This is a genomic window from Elioraea sp. (genome assembly GCF_051860475.1).
GTDB lineage: Bacteria > Pseudomonadota > Alphaproteobacteria > Acetobacterales > Acetobacteraceae > Elioraea.
Window position 1 is genome coordinate 1 of record NZ_JBHYDW010000012.1, and the last position, 16425, is coordinate 16425.

18 protein-coding genes and 2 tRNA genes are annotated in these 16425 nt (G+C 69.8%); 6 read left to right on the forward strand and 14 right to left on the reverse strand.

Going from position 1 to position 16425, the window contains the following annotated elements:
- The 5 genes from ACTIFU_RS03940 to ACTIFU_RS03960 all read right to left on the reverse strand — a co-directional run.
- The coding region (locus ACTIFU_RS03940; RefSeq protein WP_439577045.1) for a class I tRNA ligase family protein at positions 1-909 on the reverse strand (909 nt) is incomplete at its 3' end.
- A gap of 109 nt (positions 910-1018) precedes the next feature.
- Positions 1019-1555 (reverse strand): DUF2497 domain-containing protein, encoded by a 537-nt coding sequence (locus tag ACTIFU_RS03945; protein WP_439576989.1) that lies wholly within the window; start codon positions 1553-1555, stop codon positions 1019-1021.
- Between the two features lie 15 nt (positions 1556-1570).
- Entirely contained in the window at positions 1571-2977 is a 1407-nt protein-coding gene (locus tag ACTIFU_RS03950; RefSeq protein WP_439576990.1) for a TolC family outer membrane protein, read from the reverse strand.
- A 96-nt stretch (positions 2978-3073) separates the two neighbouring features.
- Positions 3074-3403, reverse strand: a complete 330-nt coding sequence (locus tag ACTIFU_RS03955) for a rhodanese-like domain-containing protein (protein WP_439576991.1) — start codon at positions 3401-3403, stop codon at positions 3074-3076.
- A 3-nt stretch (positions 3404-3406) separates the two neighbouring features.
- Positions 3407-4066, reverse strand: coding sequence for a protein-L-isoaspartate O-methyltransferase family protein (locus ACTIFU_RS03960; protein ID WP_439576992.1), 660 nt, complete (start codon positions 4064-4066; stop codon positions 3407-3409).
- A gap of 139 nt (positions 4067-4205) precedes the next feature.
- Here ACTIFU_RS03960 and ACTIFU_RS03965 point away from each other — a divergent pair, with 139 nt between their 5' ends.
- The 3 genes from ACTIFU_RS03965 (at position 4206) to ACTIFU_RS03975 (ending at position 4923) form a co-directional block, all read left to right on the forward strand.
- A complete protein-coding gene (locus ACTIFU_RS03965; RefSeq protein ID WP_439576993.1) occupies positions 4206-4613 on the forward strand; it encodes a GFA family protein in 408 nt (135 codons plus the stop codon).
- A 109-nt stretch (positions 4614-4722) separates the two neighbouring features.
- Positions 4723-4796, forward strand: a tRNA-Cys gene (locus ACTIFU_RS03970).
- A 51-nt stretch (positions 4797-4847) separates the two neighbouring features.
- Positions 4848-4923: transfer RNA gene (locus ACTIFU_RS03975), tRNA-Asn, on the forward strand.
- Between the two features lie 142 nt (positions 4924-5065).
- Here the strand turns inward: ACTIFU_RS03975 and ACTIFU_RS03980 are convergent.
- Positions 5066-5542: a MarR family winged helix-turn-helix transcriptional regulator gene (locus ACTIFU_RS03980; protein WP_439576994.1), complete on the reverse strand. Its 477-nt coding sequence runs from the start codon at positions 5540-5542 to the stop codon at positions 5066-5068.
- A 97-nt stretch (positions 5543-5639) separates the two neighbouring features.
- On the opposite strand from ACTIFU_RS03980, the gene ACTIFU_RS03985 reads away from it, so the two are divergent.
- Together ACTIFU_RS03985 and ACTIFU_RS03990 are read left to right on the forward strand one after the other, a co-directional pair.
- Entirely contained in the window at positions 5640-6008 is a 369-nt protein-coding gene (locus ACTIFU_RS03985) for an antibiotic biosynthesis monooxygenase family protein (RefSeq protein ID WP_439576995.1), read from the forward strand.
- Between the two features lie 32 nt (positions 6009-6040).
- Positions 6041-6487 (forward strand): hypothetical protein, encoded by a 447-nt coding sequence (locus tag ACTIFU_RS03990; RefSeq protein ID WP_439576996.1) that lies wholly within the window; start codon positions 6041-6043, stop codon positions 6485-6487.
- 32 nt (positions 6488-6519) lie between these two features.
- Here ACTIFU_RS03990 and ACTIFU_RS03995 read toward each other — a convergent pair whose 3' ends face one another.
- The 8 genes from ACTIFU_RS03995 to ACTIFU_RS04030 all read right to left on the reverse strand — a co-directional run bounded on the left by ACTIFU_RS03995 (position 6520) and on the right by ACTIFU_RS04030 (position 15259).
- Entirely contained in the window at positions 6520-7242 is a 723-nt protein-coding gene (locus tag ACTIFU_RS03995) for an RES family NAD+ phosphorylase (protein ID WP_439576997.1), read from the reverse strand.
- On the reverse strand, positions 7239-7664 hold the full coding sequence (locus ACTIFU_RS04000) for an MbcA/ParS/Xre antitoxin family protein (RefSeq protein WP_439576998.1): 426 nt from the start codon (positions 7662-7664) through the stop codon (positions 7239-7241). Before ACTIFU_RS04000 ends, ACTIFU_RS03995 begins: the two co-directional genes overlap by 4 nt.
- A 581-nt stretch (positions 7665-8245) precedes the next feature.
- Positions 8246-9043, reverse strand: a complete 798-nt coding sequence (locus tag ACTIFU_RS04005; RefSeq protein ID WP_439576999.1) for an ABC transporter ATP-binding protein — start codon at positions 9041-9043, stop codon at positions 8246-8248.
- A complete protein-coding gene (locus ACTIFU_RS04010) occupies positions 9040-9879 on the reverse strand; it encodes an ABC transporter ATP-binding protein (RefSeq protein ID WP_439577000.1) in 840 nt (279 codons plus the stop codon). The genes ACTIFU_RS04005 and ACTIFU_RS04010 overlap by 4 nt, the downstream gene beginning before the upstream one ends.
- On the reverse strand, positions 9879-10805 hold the full coding sequence (locus ACTIFU_RS04015; protein ID WP_439577001.1) for an ABC transporter permease: 927 nt from the start codon (positions 10803-10805) through the stop codon (positions 9879-9881). The genes ACTIFU_RS04010 and ACTIFU_RS04015 overlap by 1 nt, the downstream gene beginning before the upstream one ends.
- Positions 10802-11884, reverse strand: coding sequence for an ABC transporter permease (locus ACTIFU_RS04020; RefSeq protein WP_439577002.1), 1083 nt, complete (start codon positions 11882-11884; stop codon positions 10802-10804). Before ACTIFU_RS04020 ends, ACTIFU_RS04015 begins: the two co-directional genes overlap by 4 nt.
- An 18-nt stretch (positions 11885-11902) precedes the next feature.
- Positions 11903-13519 carry an ABC transporter substrate-binding protein gene (locus ACTIFU_RS04025; protein ID WP_439577003.1) on the reverse strand — a complete coding sequence of 539 codons (1617 nt, stop codon included), beginning with the start codon at positions 13517-13519 and terminating at the stop codon, positions 11903-11905.
- Between the two features lie 123 nt (positions 13520-13642).
- Complete coding sequence (locus ACTIFU_RS04030) at positions 13643-15259, reverse strand: ABC transporter substrate-binding protein (RefSeq protein WP_439577004.1); 1617 nt, start codon at positions 15257-15259, stop codon at positions 13643-13645.
- A 117-nt stretch (positions 15260-15376) separates the two neighbouring features.
- Here ACTIFU_RS04030 and ACTIFU_RS04035 point away from each other — a divergent pair, with 117 nt between their 5' ends.
- Positions 15377-16381 (forward strand): serine hydrolase domain-containing protein, encoded by a 1005-nt coding sequence (locus ACTIFU_RS04035; RefSeq protein WP_439577005.1) that lies wholly within the window; start codon positions 15377-15379, stop codon positions 16379-16381.
- The last annotated feature ends 44 nt before the right edge of the window (positions 16382-16425 follow it).

Genomic DNA, 16425 nt, shown 5'->3' on the forward strand with positions numbered 1-16425 from the left:
GAGCAGCTTCGCGTCGCGGTCGAAGATGTTGACCACCGCGAGGTCGTGCCGCCGTCCCACCTCGAAATCGTTGAAGTCGTGCGCCGGTGTGATCTTCACCGCCCCCGAGCCCTTGGCCGGGTCGGAGTACTCGTCGGCGACGATCGGCAGGCGCCGCCCGACCAGCGGCAGGATCGCGTGCTTCCCCACGAGGTCGCGGAAGCGCGCGTCCTCGGGATGCACGGCGACGCCGGTGTCGCCCAGCATGGTCTCGGGCCGCGTGGTGGCGACAACAATGAAGCGGTCCGGCTCGCCCTCGATCGGATAGCGGATGTGCCAGAGATGCCCCTTCACCTCGCGGTTCTCGACCTCGAGGTCGGAGATCGCCGAGTGGAACTTCGGGTCCCAGTTCACCAACCGCTTGGCGCGGTAGATCAGCCCCTGGCGGTAGAGGCTGACGAACACCTCCGTGACCGCGCGGGAAAGCCCCTCGTCCATGGTGAAGCGCTCGCGCGGCCAGTCGAGCGAGGCGCCGAGGCGGCGGAGCTGCGCCGTGATCGTCCTGCCCGACTGCTCCTTCCAGTCCCAGACGCGGCGGATGAACGCGTCGCGGCCGAGGTCCTGGCGCTTGATGCCCTGCTCGGCGAGCATCCGCTCGACCACCATCTGGGTGGCGATGCCGGCATGGTCGGTGCCGGGCATCCACAGCGCATCGTCGCCCGACATCCGCCGCCAGCGGATCAGCACGTCCTGCAGCGTGTTGTTGAGCGCATGGCCCATGTGCAGCGAGCCGGTGACGTTCGGCGGCGGGATGACGATGCAGTAGGGCCGCGCGTTGCTCTCCGGCCGGGCCGAGAACAGACCCGAGCGTTCCCAGCGCGCATAGTGACGCGCCTCGATCTCGGTGTGGGGCAGCGTCTTGTCGAGCATGGCGGGCGGTGCGGCGGTGTCCACGGCGTCTCCTGCGAGGGGCCGGGATTGGGCCGCGCGGCGCGCCTGCGCGTCAAGCCGGCATGGCGAAACCCTGCCCCGCGCCGATCTACCCGCGCGCGATGCGGTCGAGCTCCGCCTTCACCAGCCGCTCGACCAGCGGCGGCAGGTTCTCGTCCAGCCACGACCGGAGCAGCGGGCGGATCTCCTCGCGCACCATCTGCTCGAGCGTGAGGTTGGCATAGCCGACCAGCGTCTCGGGCCGCGGCGGGACAGCGGCGGCAGCGCCCGTGGCGGCGCGCAGCGCGGCCAGCGAAGCGCCGGCGGCACCGGCAGCGGCTGCGCCGATCAGCGCGGAGTCAGTGCCCGGTGCGGCGGGGACCGGTGCGGCCGGCGACGCCTCGAAGGCCGGCGGCGCAGGCGGCGGGGCCGCGGCGGGCGCTGGCGCGGACTCGGGTGGCGCTACCGGCCTGGGCGGCTGGTCGTCTGCCGCAAGCATCGTCTCGGTCAGGTCCATCACGTCATCGCCGCCCGCCTCCGCGGCGGCAGCTGGCGCCTCGTCGTCGAGAATGCGCCGGATCGAGGCGAGGATGTCCTCCATCGATGGGTCAGGGGCACCCGGCGGGGTCTTGGGGGGCTCGGCCATAGGGTCCTCCTCGGCTCAGCGGGGCGCCGGGATCCCGGTCCCGAACAGGCGGTTCCGCACCGAGCCGTAGTGGTCCAGCGGGTCGTAGATCGGCACCGGCAGGTTGAGGTCGCGCGCGGTGAGCCGCCCTGCAGTCGAGGCGAGCGCATAGGACGCGATCACCAGGTCGCGAGTCGCGCGCACCAGCGCCACGCGCGCATCGAGCAGCTCCTGCTCTGCGTTCAGCACGTCGAGCGTGGTGCGGCTGCCGACCAGCGCCTCGCGCTGCACGCCGTCGAGCGCGATCTCGTTGGCGCGCACCTGTGCCTGGAGCGCGCCGATCTGGGCACGGCTCGCGGTCAGGGTCTCCCAGGCGCGGCGCGCATTCTCGATGGCGGCGCGCTGCGCCTCGGCCAGCACCTCGCGCGCGCGCTGCGCCTCCTGCTTGGCCTGGCGCACCCGCGCATGCTCCTGACCGCCCTGGTACAGCGGCACCGAGAGTGCTGCGACGATCTGGCTGCCGGTCGCACGCGTGCCGGGCTGCGAGGTGTTGTCGTTGCGGAACGTGCTCGCCTCGAGGTTCAGGCTCGGCAGCAGCTCTCCGAATACGACATCCACGTTCGAGAGCGCGGCCTGCTCGTCGAAGACTGCGCGCAGCACGTTCGGGCTGTTCGCCTCGGCGAGCCGCGCCGCCTCGTCGGCGGAGGCGGCAACGGGGCGGATCGGCGGCGGCGGCACGAGCGCACGCGGCGCCTCGCCTACGAGGCGCGCATACGCCGCGCGGCTGTTCTGCAACTGCCCTTCGGCATCCGCGCGGCCCGAGCGCGCCCGTTCGAGCCGCGCCTCGGCCTGGGCGACATCGGTACGGGTGATCTCGCCGACCCGGAACCGGTCGCGCGCGGCCTGGAGCTGGCGTTCGAGCACGCGGACGTTGTTGGCCGCGAGACGCAGCACCTCCTGGTTCTGGATCACGTTCACATAGGCGGTGATGGTGTCGAGCAGCACCTGCTGCTCGGTGGCGATCAGGTTCGCGCGCTCGGCCATCACCTGGCTTTCGGCCCTGCGGGTCTGCGCCACGGTGCGGCCACCGCGATAGAGTGGCTGGACCAGCGTCGCGCTGCCGGCGAGCAGGTTGCGCTCGGTGTCGGCGCGCGTGCCGGCGCGCGTGTTGGTGGTCGTGCCGTCGGCATAGCCCGCGCGGCCCTGGAGCGTGACCGTCGGCCGCCAGCCGGACAGCGCCTGGGGCACGTTCTCGTCGGTCGCGCGCAGACGCGCCCGCGCGGCCTGGAGCGTGGGGTTGTTGGCATAGGCCGCCGCCAGCGCGTCCTGCAACGGCTGGGCCGAAACCGGCGCCGCGGCAAGCCCGGCGAGCACTGCCGCGCCCGCCAGCCACCCCCATGCCCGTCCGAATGCCCGTCCGACCCTCGGGACGACCCCAGCCATTCTCCGCTCGCGCATCGTCTGCACCGCTCTCCCGTTTGGCATGGACAGGTGAACGATCCGTGCAGGACCGCCCCGACCGGCGTCAATAGGCAGCCGTCAATAGACCGGCACCGAGGCATCGATCTCCGACGACCACGCATCGATCCCGCCGCGCAGGTTCACGGCGTCGGCCGCCCCCTGCGCCCGGAGCCAATATGTCACGCGCAGACTCCGGCTGCCATGATGGCAGAGAACCACCAGTGGCACGTCCCGTGGAAGATCCGCGAGCCGGCCCGGCACCGCGCGCATCGGTACCGCGAGCGCGTCGGGGAACGGAGCGAGGGCGGTCTCCCAGGGCTCGCGCACGTCCAGCACGACATGTGGACGCCGCGCCGCGCGCCAGGCGGCGAGAGTCGCGACGTCGATCTCGACCGCCTCGGCCGCCACGGCTCAGAACACGAAGCCGCGCCTGCGGCGGAACTCGGGCAGCACCGGCGTGCCGGCGTCGAACAGCGGCAGCCGCGTGGTCGTGCCGGCAACCCGCACCAGCCGCACCGCCACCCCGAGCACGCCCGGCCGGCCCGACGCCTCGACGGTGACCAGCCGCCCGCCCTCGACGAGCTGACCGGGGATCGGCTCCGGGATGGTCTCGACCGCGCCCTCGATCAGGATCACGTCATAGGGCGCCTCGGCAGCCCAGCCGTCCGCGACCGGCCCGCCGACCACACGCACGCTCGTCGCGCCGACGGCGGCAAGGGTGGCGCGCAGCCGCTCCGCCGGCTCGCCCGGCGCCTCGAGTGCGATCACCGAGCTGGCGAGCCGGCCGCACAGGGCCGCGCCATAGCCCGCACCGGCGGCGACCACCAGCACGCGGCTGCTCTCGCGAAGCTCCGCCGCCTGGACGAGACGCGCGAGCACCATCGGCTCAAGCAGCGCCCGGCCGGGCGCGACCGGGATGTCCTCGTCGAGATAGGCGAAGGCCTGGCGGTCCGGCGGCAGGAAGCGCTCGCGTGGCAGGTCGAGCATGGCGGCGACGATGCGGGGGTCCGTCACCTTGTTGGGACGGATCTGGCCCTCGACCATGTTCAGTCGGGCCCGGGCGAAGTCCATGGGCGACTCCCGTTGGTGCGGGGCGGGTTATAGGGTGCGCCGGTGCGCCGCAACAAGGTGCGCGGTCCGGCGGCGTCTCCGGAACGGGATGCCAGCGTCCGGGCGGGCGGCGCGCGACACCATCACGGCGAGGAGCCCGATGCGGTCCCGAACAGCCTCCTGTTCCTGCGGCCAACTGCGGATCGAGGTCCGCGGCGAGCCGCGCGGGGTCGGCATCTGCCACTGCCTCGCCTGCCAGCGCCGCACCGGCAGCGTGTTTGCGGCACTCGCCAGCTTCGCTGCCCCCTACACAGTGACCGGCACGGCAACCGAGTACGTCCGCGCCGGCGACCAGGGCGCGCGATTCAGGTTCCGGTTCTGCCCCGTCTGCGGGACGACCGTGTTCCACACCGAGGAGGGCCACGAGCACGCGTCGGTCAGCGTGGCCGTCGGCGCCTTCGCCGACCCGGACTTCCCCCCGCCGCAGGTGTCCATCTACGACTGCCGCCGGCATGCTTGGGTCGCGCTGCCGCCGGGGATGACCGCGTACCCCAAGGACCCACCCTGATCGGCCGTGGCGGTCGTGTCCGGCGCCGTTCACGTGGCATCCGTCCCGTCCGGCCACAAGCTTGACCCGCCTGTGCCCGCACCCTATGGACCGTGCCTCGACTGCGTCCGGCCCGGTGGCAGAGTGGCCATGCAGGGGACTGCAAATCCCCGTACGTCGGTTCGATTCCGGCCCGGGCCTCCAGCCGCGCTTGCGTGGGCCGGAGGCCTGATCTATGACGCCGCCGGACCCTGGTCCCCGATAGCTCAGTTGGTAGAGCAGCGGACTGTTAATCCGCGTGTCGCTGGTTCGAGTCCAGCTCGGGGAGCCACCTTCTGCCCCCGACCGCAGGTTTCGGGCATCGTGCCGGAACGAGTTCTGCGGACCGGATGTTCCCGCTCCCGCCCGCCGCGCGGCGCCGGATGTCCCCTGCACCGCTTGCCGCGCTGACCACCGCCGCCGAACCGCAGCCGTCAGGCTTGCGCTTCGCTGCCCATGTCGCCTTCCAGCTCCCGGCGCAGCGCCGTCATGACGCGTCGTGTCGTCTCGATGTCCTCGACCCGCAGCCCCTCCGCGATCCTGTTGACCCAAGGCGCCTGTAGTCGCATGGCGGCCTCATAGGTCTGCTTCCCCTTCTCCGTCAGCACGACGAGCGGCGCCCGTCGATGGTGCGGGTTGGTCGCGAAGGCGACGAGCCCATCCTTCGCCAGATCGTTGATGATGCGCTGCACGTTCTGGCGACTGGTGCCCAGATCGCGCGCGAGCCACGCGACCGGCTGCGGGCGATCCGCAGCGACGATCGTGCCGAGGATCTGCCAGCGGGCGCTCGTCAGGCCGAGGCCGGCCACCAGCCGGTCACCCGCGGCCAGCACGCGGCTGTTGAGCCGGAACAAATCCAGAATGAGATCCGTCACGGCGGCTCCGGCCGTGGTTCGCTTGGTCTCCTGCATTGGTCACCATGGAACGTTATTGACAGCAGGCTGTCAAGTTAGTATGTGATGACCATGTCAGATTGACATGATATCACCATACCGAACGGAGACTGTCGTGTCCCTGCTGCGCCCCCTGGACCCTGTCTTCCCGATCGAACGCCAGCTCGCGATCGATGCCTCCCCTGTCGTGCTGGTGAACGTCTTCACGCTCGACGCCGCGGACGAGCAGCGTTTCCTCCAGGCCTGGCAGGACGATGCTCTGTTCATGAAGCGGCAGCCGGGTTTCATCTCCACCCAGTTCCACCGCGCGATCGGCGAAAGCCCAACCTATCTCAACGACGCGGTCTGGGAATCGACCATGGCCTTCCGCGCAGCCTTCACGCATGCGGAGTTCGCGGCGAAGCTCTCGACCTATCCGTCCTCCGCCGTCGCGTCCCCGCACCTGTTCCAGAAGGTCGCGGTGCCCGGCATCTGCGTCGCGTAGCCGAGGCGCCCGGTTAGCAACGGCAGGACGCCATGATCAGGATCATCCATCCGGTCGCCGGTGCACTCGCGCTGGTCACGATCGCGACGTTCTGGCTCTCGACGGCCGCCAGCGCGCTGCTTGCGTCCGAAGCGACGGTTGCGGCCGTCAAGACGGCCATACCATGGGGATTCCTCCTGCTGGTGCCGGCGCTGATGGCGGCCGGAGGCGCGGGCGTCATGCTGGCGAAGGGGCGCCGAGCCGGGCTGATCGGTATGAAGCTCAGGCGCATGCCGTTCATCGCCGCCAACGGAGTCCTCGTCCTCATTCCCGCTGCCCTGTTCCTCGCCTCCAAGGCGAGGGCGAGCGAGTTCGACACTGTCTTCTATGCGGTGCAGGCGCTCGAGCTCGCGGCCGGCGCGGCGAACATCACGCTGCTCGGCCTCACCATGCGCGATGGCCTGAAGATGACGGGCCGGCTCCGCCGCCGGCCGGCGTGATCGCCCGCTCGCACAGGAGACTCCTGATCCGCTCACCGCCCCACCGCCACACGGAACACCTCGCCCGAGCCCGCGTCGCGGTAGAGGTCCACCCGCGTCCCGTCCCAGTGGTAGTCAAGATGCCGGCCCTGCACAGGGTTGCGAACGACGTCCGGGTAGAACAGCCCGGCGCACTCCCCGCCCGGCTCACGCACGCTCGGATAGACCACGCCGTCCGACCCGCCCGTGCGCAGCGCACGGCCGAGCGCCTGCGCCGGCCCGTAGTCGTCTGGGTCGAGCGCCGGCGCGACCCCGGCATCCCCGCCGCGCAGGTCGTGCAGCCCGGCATCGAGCTCCAGCACCAGCTCGCGGAACTGCGACGTCCAGCCGGGCGGTTCGTGCGTGCGCGCCATGAAGCGCGCGTGGTGGTGCATGGTCTCCAGCAGCGCCGTCCCGAAGCGCCGGGCGAGATAGAGCACGCCGTAGGTCCCGTCCGTGAACCGGCTCGGCCGGTCGGTGCTGACATGCGTGAACGGCGCCATCAGCCAGCTCGCGCCGGGGCCGCCGACGCGCCGGCTGGGCGGCACCAAGTCGAGCGCGCCGAGCGACTCCATCAGCCGCGGATTGGTCTTCTGCTCGGCGGCGAGCAGGAGCGGCCAGTCGGCGGGGTCGGCGATGTCCTCGAACAAGTCGATCGGCGGATGGATCGACCGAATGATCCGACGCGCGCCGCGCCAGCGCACGCGACGCTGCGGGATGCGCGACGGATCAATCACCAGAGGCCACGCTCGGCGTCCAGGTAACGGCGCACCCGCATCAGGTCGGTCAGTTCCCCGCCCAGCATGACCTCGAGCGCCGAGCGGCCGGCGAAGGCATCGTTAGGCGCCTTGATCCAGGCATAGCCCCGCGCGGGGTCGCGGAAGATGATGCGCAGCGCCTTGTGGATGCCCATCAGGTTGGAGAGCCGCGCCTTGCCGTCGCGGCCCATGCGGCCCGGCCCCTCCGCCTTCCAGCGCGCGAAGCTGCGCCGCGGCAGGTCGAGCAAGGTGGCGGCCTGCTCGTCCGTCACGCCCCAGAGCCGGAACAGCGTGAGCGAGGCGCGGAACATCGCCGCCGCCGCCTCGTCGCTGATCGGCTCGGGTGAGAACGGCGGCGCGTCGGTGTCGATCCGGCTCAGCGTGCGCGGGGTGTTTGTCATATGGCTTGATATAGAAGACGTAATGCCAAATGGCAATACCAGCGCCCGTGTGCCTTCACCCTGCACTCGCGCCGGCGACAGCCTCATGCACGTTTGCAGGCGCGACTGAGCGTATCCTCCGACCGATCACCGGGCGGAGCCGGGATCGGGACCGCACTCGGCCGGTGCGCACGCGGGTCGGCGCCGAACAGCAGCCGGTCCAGACCCTCATCCGGGATCGCAGGCGTCTGATCCGCCATCTCCGGGCCGCCGGCGGCCTGCCCAAGCCCGAGGGTCCAGCGGAGCGTGCCCTCGCCGCCGCCGGCACCGCTCCGGTCCTCAGGCAGTCCGGCCGCACGCGCTTCATCCGCAGACCCAGCGGCGGCAACAGGGGGCTCAAGCGCGTCCTCTTCAAGTCCGCCTTCTGCTCCCTCGCCCACAGCGACAGCCGCCCCTTCGACGCCCCGCAAGCGGCGCGAGGGAGAGCGCCACAGCCAGGCCGTCATCGCCCTCGCACGCTGGCGCGTCAGCGTCCTCCGGGCCAGCGTGCACAACCGCGCTCACCGCCAGGCCAGCTTCAAATCGAACGCTTGACGCGCGCACTAAGCTGCGACGTCGGCCTCGTCGGCGCGCGTCTCAAGCCGGCGCGAATAGCCGGCGGAGGCCTCGTAGAGCTCGCGCGTGTAGTCGTGCCGCATGCGGCCCTGCGTCAGGTCCTCGACCGTCAGTTCCTCCAGGATCACGCCGTGGTTCATCACCGCCACCCGGTCGCACATATGCGCGATCACGCCGAAATCGTGGCTGACCAGGATATAGGTCAGGTTCTCCATCCGCTTGATGTCGGAGAGGAGGTTCAGGATCTCCGCCTGCACGGAGACATCAAGCGCGCTCGTCGGCTCGTCGAGCAGCAGCACCCGCGGCTCGAGGATCAGGGCACGGGCGATCGCCACGCGCTGGCGCTGCCCGCCCGAGAGCTGGTGCGGATAGCGGTAGCGGAACGCCGGCGAGAGCCCGACCTCGGTCAGCACCCGGTCGATCCGGCGCACGCCGTCGTCGAGCCCGTGGATGCGCACCGGCTCCATCAGCGCGGTCTCGACCGTGTGCTTGGGATGGAGCGAGCCGTAGGGATCCTGGAACACCATCTGCACGATGCGCGCCATCGCCGTGTCGCGGGTGCGCAGCACGGGCCGCCCGCCAATGGTCGCAGTTCCGGTCCACTCCGTGTTCAGCCCCGAGATCGCGCGCAGGATGGTCGACTTGCCGCAGCCGGACTCACCGACCAGGCCGAACACCTCGCCCTCCCCGACCTCGAACGCGACGCCGTCCACCGCGTGGATCAGGTTCGCGCCGCGACCGAAGCTGACGCGCAGATCGCGCACGGCGATGAACGGCGTGCTCATGCGGTCAGCCATGCCGGATCGCGCGTCAGCACCGGCAGGCGCTCGCGGCGGTCGTTGATGCGCGGCAGGCTGTCGAGCAGGCCGCGCGTGTAGGGGTGCTGCGCGCGGTGCAGTTCGACCGCCGGCAGGCTCTCGACAATGCGGCCGGCATACATGATCAGCACGCGGTCGCAGAAGGTCGCGACCAGGTTGAGGTCGTGGCTGATGAAGATCAGGCCGAGGCCGCGCTCGCTCACCAGTTCGTCGAGGATGCGCAGCACCGACAGCCGCACTGTGACATCCAGCGCGCTGGTCGGCTCGTCGGCGATCAGCAGGTCGGGCTCAGGGATCAACATCATCGCGATCATGATCCGCTGGCCCATCCCGCCCGAGACCTCATGCGGATAGAGGTCGAACACGCGGCGCGGGTTGCGGATCCTCACCGCCTCCAGCATCGCCAGCGTGCGTTCCCTTGCCTCCGCTCCGCTCGCGCTGCGATGGATACGGAACGCCTCGGCGATCTGACGGCCGACCGTCTGCACCGGGTTGAGCGCGAATTTCGGGTCCTGGAGGATCATGCCGATCCGGTCGCCTCGGATGCCGCGCATCGCGCGCTCGTCAGCGGCCGCAAGGTCGATGTCGCGGAACCGCAGCACGCGCGCCGAGACCTGCGCGGAGGGAGGCGTGAGCTTGAGGATCGCGCGGCCGGTCATGCTCTTGCCCGAGCCGGACTCGCCGACGATGCCGACCTTCTCGCGCCCGACCGTGAAGCTGATGCCGCGCACGGCGTGCACCGTGCCCTGCGGTGAGGGGAAGCTGACGGAGAGGCCGTCCACCGTGAGGATGGTCTCGCTCATCACGCGCGCGGGTCGAGCACGTCGCGCAGCGCATCGCCGAGCAGGTTGAAGCCGAGCGAGACGATCAGGATGGCGATGCCCGGCATCGCGGCGAGCCACCAGCTGCCGAGCATGTAGGCGCGTCCCGTGGACAGCATCGCTCCCCATTCCGGCGAGGGCGGCTGCGCGCCGAGGCCGAGGAAGCCAAGTCCTGCCGCGGTCAGGATGATGCCGGCCATGTTCAGCGTGATGCGGATGATCACCGAGGGGATGCAGATCGGCATGATGTGGCGGATGATGATGCGCAGGTCGGACGCGCCGGCGAGCCGCACCGCGGCGATGTAGTCGGCCCGCCGCACGGTCAGCGTCTCGGCGCGCGCAAGGCGCGCGATCGGCGGCCAGGCGGTGAGCGCGATGGCGATGATCGCGTTCTCCAGCCCCGAGCCCAGCGCCGCGACGAAGGCAAGTGCGAGGATCAGGCCCGGAAAGGAGAGGAAGACGTCGACGAGGCGCATCAGCGCGACATCGACCCAGCCGCCGAGATATCCCGCGACCGTGCCGATCAGCAGGCCCAGCGGAGCGGCGATCAGCGCGACCAGCAGCACGATCATCAGGGTGATGCGCGCGCCGTAGGCGATCCGGCTCCAGATGTCGCGGCCGAGCTCGTCGGTGCCGAGCCAATGCGCGCCCGACGGTGCGAGCAGCCGGCGGTCGAGGCTCTGCGCGAACGGATCGTGGGTCGCAACCAGCGGAGCGAAGATCGCGAGCAGGATCAACGTCACGACGATGCCGAAGCCGATCAGCGCAAGCGGGTTCGAGGAGAAGCGGCGCCAGCCGAGATAGAGCTTCTGCGCGCGCGCCTGGCCAGGGCTGGTGACCGTCTCGGCGAGCAGCCAGGCGCGCAAGCCGCCGTTCGGCGGGGCGTCGGTGCGGGCCTCGGCCGTCATCGCGTCCTCGGATCGAGCAGGCGGTAGAGGATGTCGGAGATCAGGTTCAGCACGATGAAGGTGACCCCGACGATCAGGGTGCAGGCGAGCACGACATTCATGTCGCCGGCCAGCAGCCCGAGCGTCAGGTAGCGGCCGAACCCAGGCCAGGCGAACACCGTCTCGGTCAGCACCGCGCCTTCGAGCAGGAAGGCATAGGCGAGCGCGATGACGGTGACGAGCTGCACCATGATGTTGGGGAAGGCATGGCGCCACACCACACGCGCGCGCGACAGGCCCTTCACGCGGGCGGTGATCACGTATTCCTGGCTCAACTGTTCGAGCATGAAGCTCCGTGTCATGCGCGCGATATAGGCGGTCGAGGAGTAGCCCAGGATGGAGGCCGGCAGGATGATGTGCTCGACCGCGCTCCAGAACACGTCCGGCTCGTTCTCGATCAGCGAGTCGATGAGCAGGAAGCCGGTGCGCGGCTCGATCATGTCGATGTAGAACACGCTCACGCGGCCCGGCCCGCCGACCCAGCCGAGCATGGCGTAGAACACCACCAGCCCCATCAGTCCAAGCCAGAAGTTCGGCGCCGAGTAGCCGATCAGCCCAACCACGCGGACGATGTGATCGATCATCTTGCCGCGATGCACCGCCGCGATTACCCCGAACGGAATGCCGAGGCCTACGCCGATGATGATCGAGACCGTGGCGAGCTCGACGGTCGCGGGGAAAACACGCACAAGGTCGTCGGCGACACGATTTGCAGTATTCAGCGCGACGCCGAAATCACCCCGGAGCACCTTGCCGACATAGATCGCGAACTGCTCCCAGAGCGGCCGGTCAAGCCCGAGCTCGCGGTACACCATGTCGTAGGTGGATTGCGGTGCATCGTCGCCGATCACCGCGATCACCGGATCGAGCGGCAGCATCCGGCCGATGAAGAAGGTGATGGCGAGCAGCCCGAACAGCGAGATGCCGACCGCGCTCGCCTGCCGGAGCGCCTCGCGGCCGAGGCGGCGCAGCCGGTCGGTGCGCTCCCGACCGGCTGCCCCCGTCCCGCGCGACGCGACGGCCGTGCCGCCTGCTGCCACGGCGATCCGTCCGCCGCGCTACTTGCGGGCGGTCGTGTAGTACACCTTGAAGGCGTGGTGCTTGAACTCGCGCACCTCGTTGCGCATCGCGAGCTGGCGGACCTGCTGGAAGTTGTACATGAACGGCCCCTCGCGCATGAACCGCTCCTGGATCTCGTAGTACAGCAGCTTGCGCTCCTCCTCGTCGCGGATCAGCCGGGCGCGCTGGACCGCCTCGTTGAACCATTGGCGGTAGAAGCTGGCACGCCAGGAGAGGAACATGCCCTGCCGCGCCTCGGCCCGGTTGTCCGGGTTGAAGACGTGGCGCGACGCATTCGCGTCGGCGTCCGGATAGCCGGGCGACCAGGCGAGGAAGGCGAGCTCGAAGTTGCGGTCGCGCATGCGCGAGAAGAGCTGGCCCGAGGCCATCTGCTCGATCTCGACGCGGATCCCGACTTTCGCCGCGTTGGCCTGGAAGTGCTGGGCGATGTCCGGTGACGGGAACGCCGTGCCGTGCATCAGCTTCACGGTGAAGCCGTTCGGATGGCCGGCCTTGGCGAGATGCTCGCGCGCCTTGTCGAGGTCGAGCCGGTACGCGAGCCCGCGCTCCGGCGGCAGCGCGCCGAACGCGCCCTGCGGCGCGAAGCTGTTCCAGGCCCGACCGGAGTAGCGCATCACCGTCCGCTCCAGCCCCTGGTAGTCCACCAGGTAGCGCATCGCCATGCGCACATCGTCGTTGCCCAGGATCGGGTGATCCATGTTGGCGCCGATGTAGTAGAGCTGGTGCCGCAAGGCTGCGTTCAGCTTCAGGTTCGGGTTGGCGTCCACCGCCGCAAGGTCCTCGGCGTTGAGGTCGCGCGCGATGTCGATGTCACCCCGCTCGAGCTGCAGCCGCTGCGCGGCACTTTCGGCGACATGGCGGATGATCACGCGCCGGAGCGGCACCTCGCCGCGCCAGTAGTTCTGGTTCCGCTCGAGAATCACGGTGTCCGAAGCGGTCCAGCGCGTCAGCCGATAGGGGCCGATGCAGGCCGTGTTGGTCTTCAGCCAGGCATTGCCGTAGTCGGAAGCGCCATCGGCGCGTGTACCGACATGCGGCTCGATCGTCTTGCGGTCGAGGATGAAGCCCTGCCGACCGGTGAACACATACAGGAAGAGACTGGGTGGCCAGGGCTCCGGCACCGTCACCTGCAACGTATGCTCATCGACCGCGCGGACCTGCTCGTCAGCCCTCTCCTTCGACAGGCCCCACTGCGTGTACTGCGCGGCGTTGCCGAAGCCGAGATGCAGCACCCGCTGGATGCTCCAGGCGGCATCCTGCGCCGTGACTGGATTGCCGGACGGGTGCGTCAGGCCGCGGCGGAGATGAAACGTGTAGGTCTTGCCGTCTTCGCTTACCTCCCACCGTTCAGCCAGCCCGGGCTCGAGCTTCGCCGCGTCGTCGACATTCTGGAAGATCATCGGGTCGCAGGTGTTGTTGACGATCTCGTCGGTGACCACCTCGCCGATCTGGGCGGGGTCCATGGTCAGGATCGCATCGATGTTCCAGGCCATCACCAGCGCATCGCGCGGCGTGCGCGTCTGCGCCTCCGCTGTACCCCACGCAAACGCAAACGCCGCCGTTGCGGCGAGAAGGCCAGTCCTGCCGGCTCGCATGTTCGGTCTCCGTCTCTCCGGTCACATCCCTGGCGCGGTCTCCCGGCGCCTTGCGGCTGATTGCGGCACAGCTTCGCGGGCGCCGCAAGCGTCGGCTGCGGCGCCCGTGCTGCCGGCGCCGGCCTACTTCACCGCCGTGGTGTAGGCAACCCGCCGCGCGCTCTGCTTGATGTCCTTCAGCGCCGGGCCGGCCGCCAACAGGCGGACCTGCTGGAACGCGTAGATGAACGGACCCTCCTGCATGAAGCGGCGCTGCAGCGCGTGATACATCAGGATGCGCTGCTCCGGGTCGCGCTCACGGCGGGCAGCCATGACCGTCTCGTTCATCGCGGGGTCGTAGTACCCGGCCCGCCAGGACAGATACATCGTCTGCTTCGCCTCGGGCCGCGGATCGGGGTTGTAGATGTGGCGGATCGCGTTCGCATCCGCGTCCTCGTAGCCCGGCGTCCACGCCGAGATCGCGAGCGCGAAGTTCCTGTCCCGCGTCCGGCTGATCACCTGCGAATACGCCATCTGTTCCAGCTCGATCCGGATGCCGACCTTGGCTGCATTGCCCTGAAGGTGCTGGACGAGGTCCGGATAGGGGAAGCCCGAGCCGTGGATCATCCGGATCGTGAACCCGTTCGGATGCCCCGCCTTCGCCAGATGCGCGCGCGCCTTGTCGAGATCGAGCGCGAAGGGCACGCCCTCCTCCGGCGGCAGCGCACCGAACGCGCCTTGCGGGGCGAAACTGTTCCAGGCGCGGCCGGCATAGCGCATCACCGTGCGCTCGAGCCCGCGATAGTCGATCAGCCAGCGCAGCGCCATCCGAACATCGGCATTGCCGGCGATCGGATCGTCCATGTTCGCGGTGATGTACCAGAGCTGCTGGCGCAGCGCCGACAGCAGCCGCAGATTGGCGTGCGCGTCCACGCCGGCGCTGTCCTCGCCATTGAGGTCGCGCGCGATGTCGATATCACCGCGTTCGAGCAGAAGCCGCTGCGCGGCACTCTCGGGAATGTGGCGGATGATGATGCGCCGCATCGGCGCCTCGCCCCGCCAATGGCCCGGATTCCGCTCCAGGATCACCGTGTCGGAGGCCGTCCAGCGGGCGAGCCTGTACGGACCAACGCAGGCGAGATTGGTGCGCAGCCAGGTATTGCCGTGATCGGGCTTGCCGTCGGTGCGCGTACCGAAATGCGGCTCGATCGCCTTGCGGTCGAGCACGATGCCCTGCCGTCCCGCGAAGACCGAGAGGAACAGCGAGGGCGGCCAGGCCTCGGGCACGGTCACCTGCAAGGTGTGCTCGTCCACCGCCCGCACCTGCTGCTCGATTGTGTCGGCCGCGAGGCCCCATTGCCCGAGCGTGGCGGCATTGCCGAAGCCGAGCCACATCACCCGTCGGATGCTCCAGGCGGCGTCCTCGGCCGTGACCGGATTGCCCGAAGGATGCTTCAGCCCGCGGCGAAGATGGAACGTGTAGGTCCTGCCGTCCTCGCTGATGTCCCAGCGCTCGGCAAGGCCCGGCAGGAGTTTGTTGGAATCGTCAGGCTCGAAGGCGATGAGCTGGTCGCAGACATTGTTGACGATCTCGTCGGTGACGACCTCGCCGATCTGGGCCGGGTCCATCGTCAGGATCGCGTCGATGTTCCAGGCCATCACCAGGGCGTCGCGCGGCGTGCGCGTCTGCGCCTCCGCCGTCGCGCATGACACGGCAACCGCGGCCGATGCGGCCAGCAGGATCGTTCGCGCTCTGCGCATGTTGTGCCTCCGCCATCCAGGGACTGGGCGCCCCGGTCTGGCGCCCGCGCGCGGATTGCGGCACAGCTTCGTGCCCCGCCGCAAGTCTTTCCTGTGCGCGGCGCCGATGGAGGGAGGATGGACGCGATCAGTGATACCGCCTGGCCGGGCACCACCTGGGACGCATGGCCGGATTCGGCGGCGGCGGGCTTCGATGCAGCTTCGCTCGGCCGGGCGCTCGCGCGCGCCGAGGCTGCGGGCAGCGCCGCCGTGCTGGTGGTGCGCGGAGGACGGATCGTCGCGAGCCTCGGTGACCCCGCGCGCAAGCTGCCCTGCCACTCGATCCGCAAGAGCCTGCTCTGCGCGCTGATCGGCATCGCGGTCGAGGAGGGGCGGGTCGATCTCTCCGCGACGCTGGAGAGCCTCGGCATCGACGACCACGAGCGGCTCTCCGCGATCGAACGCACCGCGACCGTGTACGACCTGCTGACCGCACGCTCGGGCATCATGCACCCGACGGGCTACGAGAGTGCGCGCATGCGCCGGATCAAGCCGCCGCGCCACCTGCATGCGCCCGCCACGCGCTGGACGTACAACAACTGGGACTTCAATGCGCTCGGCACGATCTACGAACAGTGCATCGGCGAGACGATTCCGCAGGCCTTCGCGCGCCTGATTGCCGCGCCGCTGGAGATGGAGGACTTCTCCCTCGCCGCCGATCCGCCCGATGCCGGCCATGTCGGCTTTGCCGAGACCGCGCACCGCGCCTATCCCTTCACCATGACCGCGCGCGACCTTGCCCGGTTCGGCCTGCTCTGGCTGCGCCGGGGGCGTTGGCACGACCTTCCGATCGTGCCGGCGCGTTGGGTGCGCAACAGCGTCCAGCCGGTGAGCGAGGCCGGCCACGAGGGCGCCTACGGCTACATGTGGTGGGTGTGCCGACACGGCGTGATGTATCCGAACGTGATCCTGCCGGCGGACGCCTACGCCGCGCGCGGGGTCGGCGGGCACGTGATGTTCGTCGTTCCCTCGCTCGATCTGGTCGTGGTGCACCGCGCCGATACCTCGGTCCAGCCGATCCGCGAGGTGAACTCCTTCGCGCTCGGCCCGATCCTCGAGGGCATCGTGAACGCTGCGGAATGACCTGACGCACGGGTCCGTGATGCGCTGGTGGTTCCGCCGTTGGC

Bases quoted from the DNA above. Each gene is read 5' to 3' on its own strand.
- ACTIFU_RS03945 (WP_439576989.1), bottom strand. From the start codon at position 1,555: ATGGCCGAGCCCCCCAAGACCCCGCCGGGTGCCCCTGACCCATCGATG.
- ACTIFU_RS03950 (WP_439576990.1), bottom strand. From the start codon at position 2,977: ATGGCTGGGGTCGTCCCGAGGGTCGGACGGGCATTCGGACGGGCATGG.
- ACTIFU_RS03960 (WP_439576992.1), bottom strand. From the start codon at position 4,066: ATGGACTTCGCCCGGGCCCGACTGAACATGGTCGAGGGCCAGATCCGT.
- ACTIFU_RS03965 (WP_439576993.1), top strand. From the start codon at position 4,206: ATGCGGTCCCGAACAGCCTCCTGTTCCTGCGGCCAACTGCGGATCGAG.
- ACTIFU_RS03980 (WP_439576994.1), bottom strand. From the start codon at position 5,542: ATGCAGGAGACCAAGCGAACCACGGCCGGAGCCGCCGTGACGGATCTC.
- ACTIFU_RS03990 (WP_439576996.1), top strand. From the start codon at position 6,041: ATGATCAGGATCATCCATCCGGTCGCCGGTGCACTCGCGCTGGTCACG.
- ACTIFU_RS04000 (WP_439576998.1), bottom strand. From the start codon at position 7,664: ATGACAAACACCCCGCGCACGCTGAGCCGGATCGACACCGACGCGCCG.
- ACTIFU_RS04005 (WP_439576999.1), bottom strand. From the start codon at position 9,043: ATGAGCACGCCGTTCATCGCCGTGCGCGATCTGCGCGTCAGCTTCGGT.
- ACTIFU_RS04010 (WP_439577000.1), bottom strand. From the start codon at position 9,879: ATGAGCGAGACCATCCTCACGGTGGACGGCCTCTCCGTCAGCTTCCCC.
- ACTIFU_RS04015 (WP_439577001.1), bottom strand. From the start codon at position 10,805: ATGACGGCCGAGGCCCGCACCGACGCCCCGCCGAACGGCGGCTTGCGC.
- ACTIFU_RS04025 (WP_439577003.1), bottom strand. From the start codon at position 13,519: ATGCGAGCCGGCAGGACTGGCCTTCTCGCCGCAACGGCGGCGTTTGCG.
- ACTIFU_RS04030 (WP_439577004.1), bottom strand. From the start codon at position 15,259: ATGCGCAGAGCGCGAACGATCCTGCTGGCCGCATCGGCCGCGGTTGCC.
- ACTIFU_RS04035 (WP_439577005.1), top strand. From the start codon at position 15,377: ATGGACGCGATCAGTGATACCGCCTGGCCGGGCACCACCTGGGACGCA.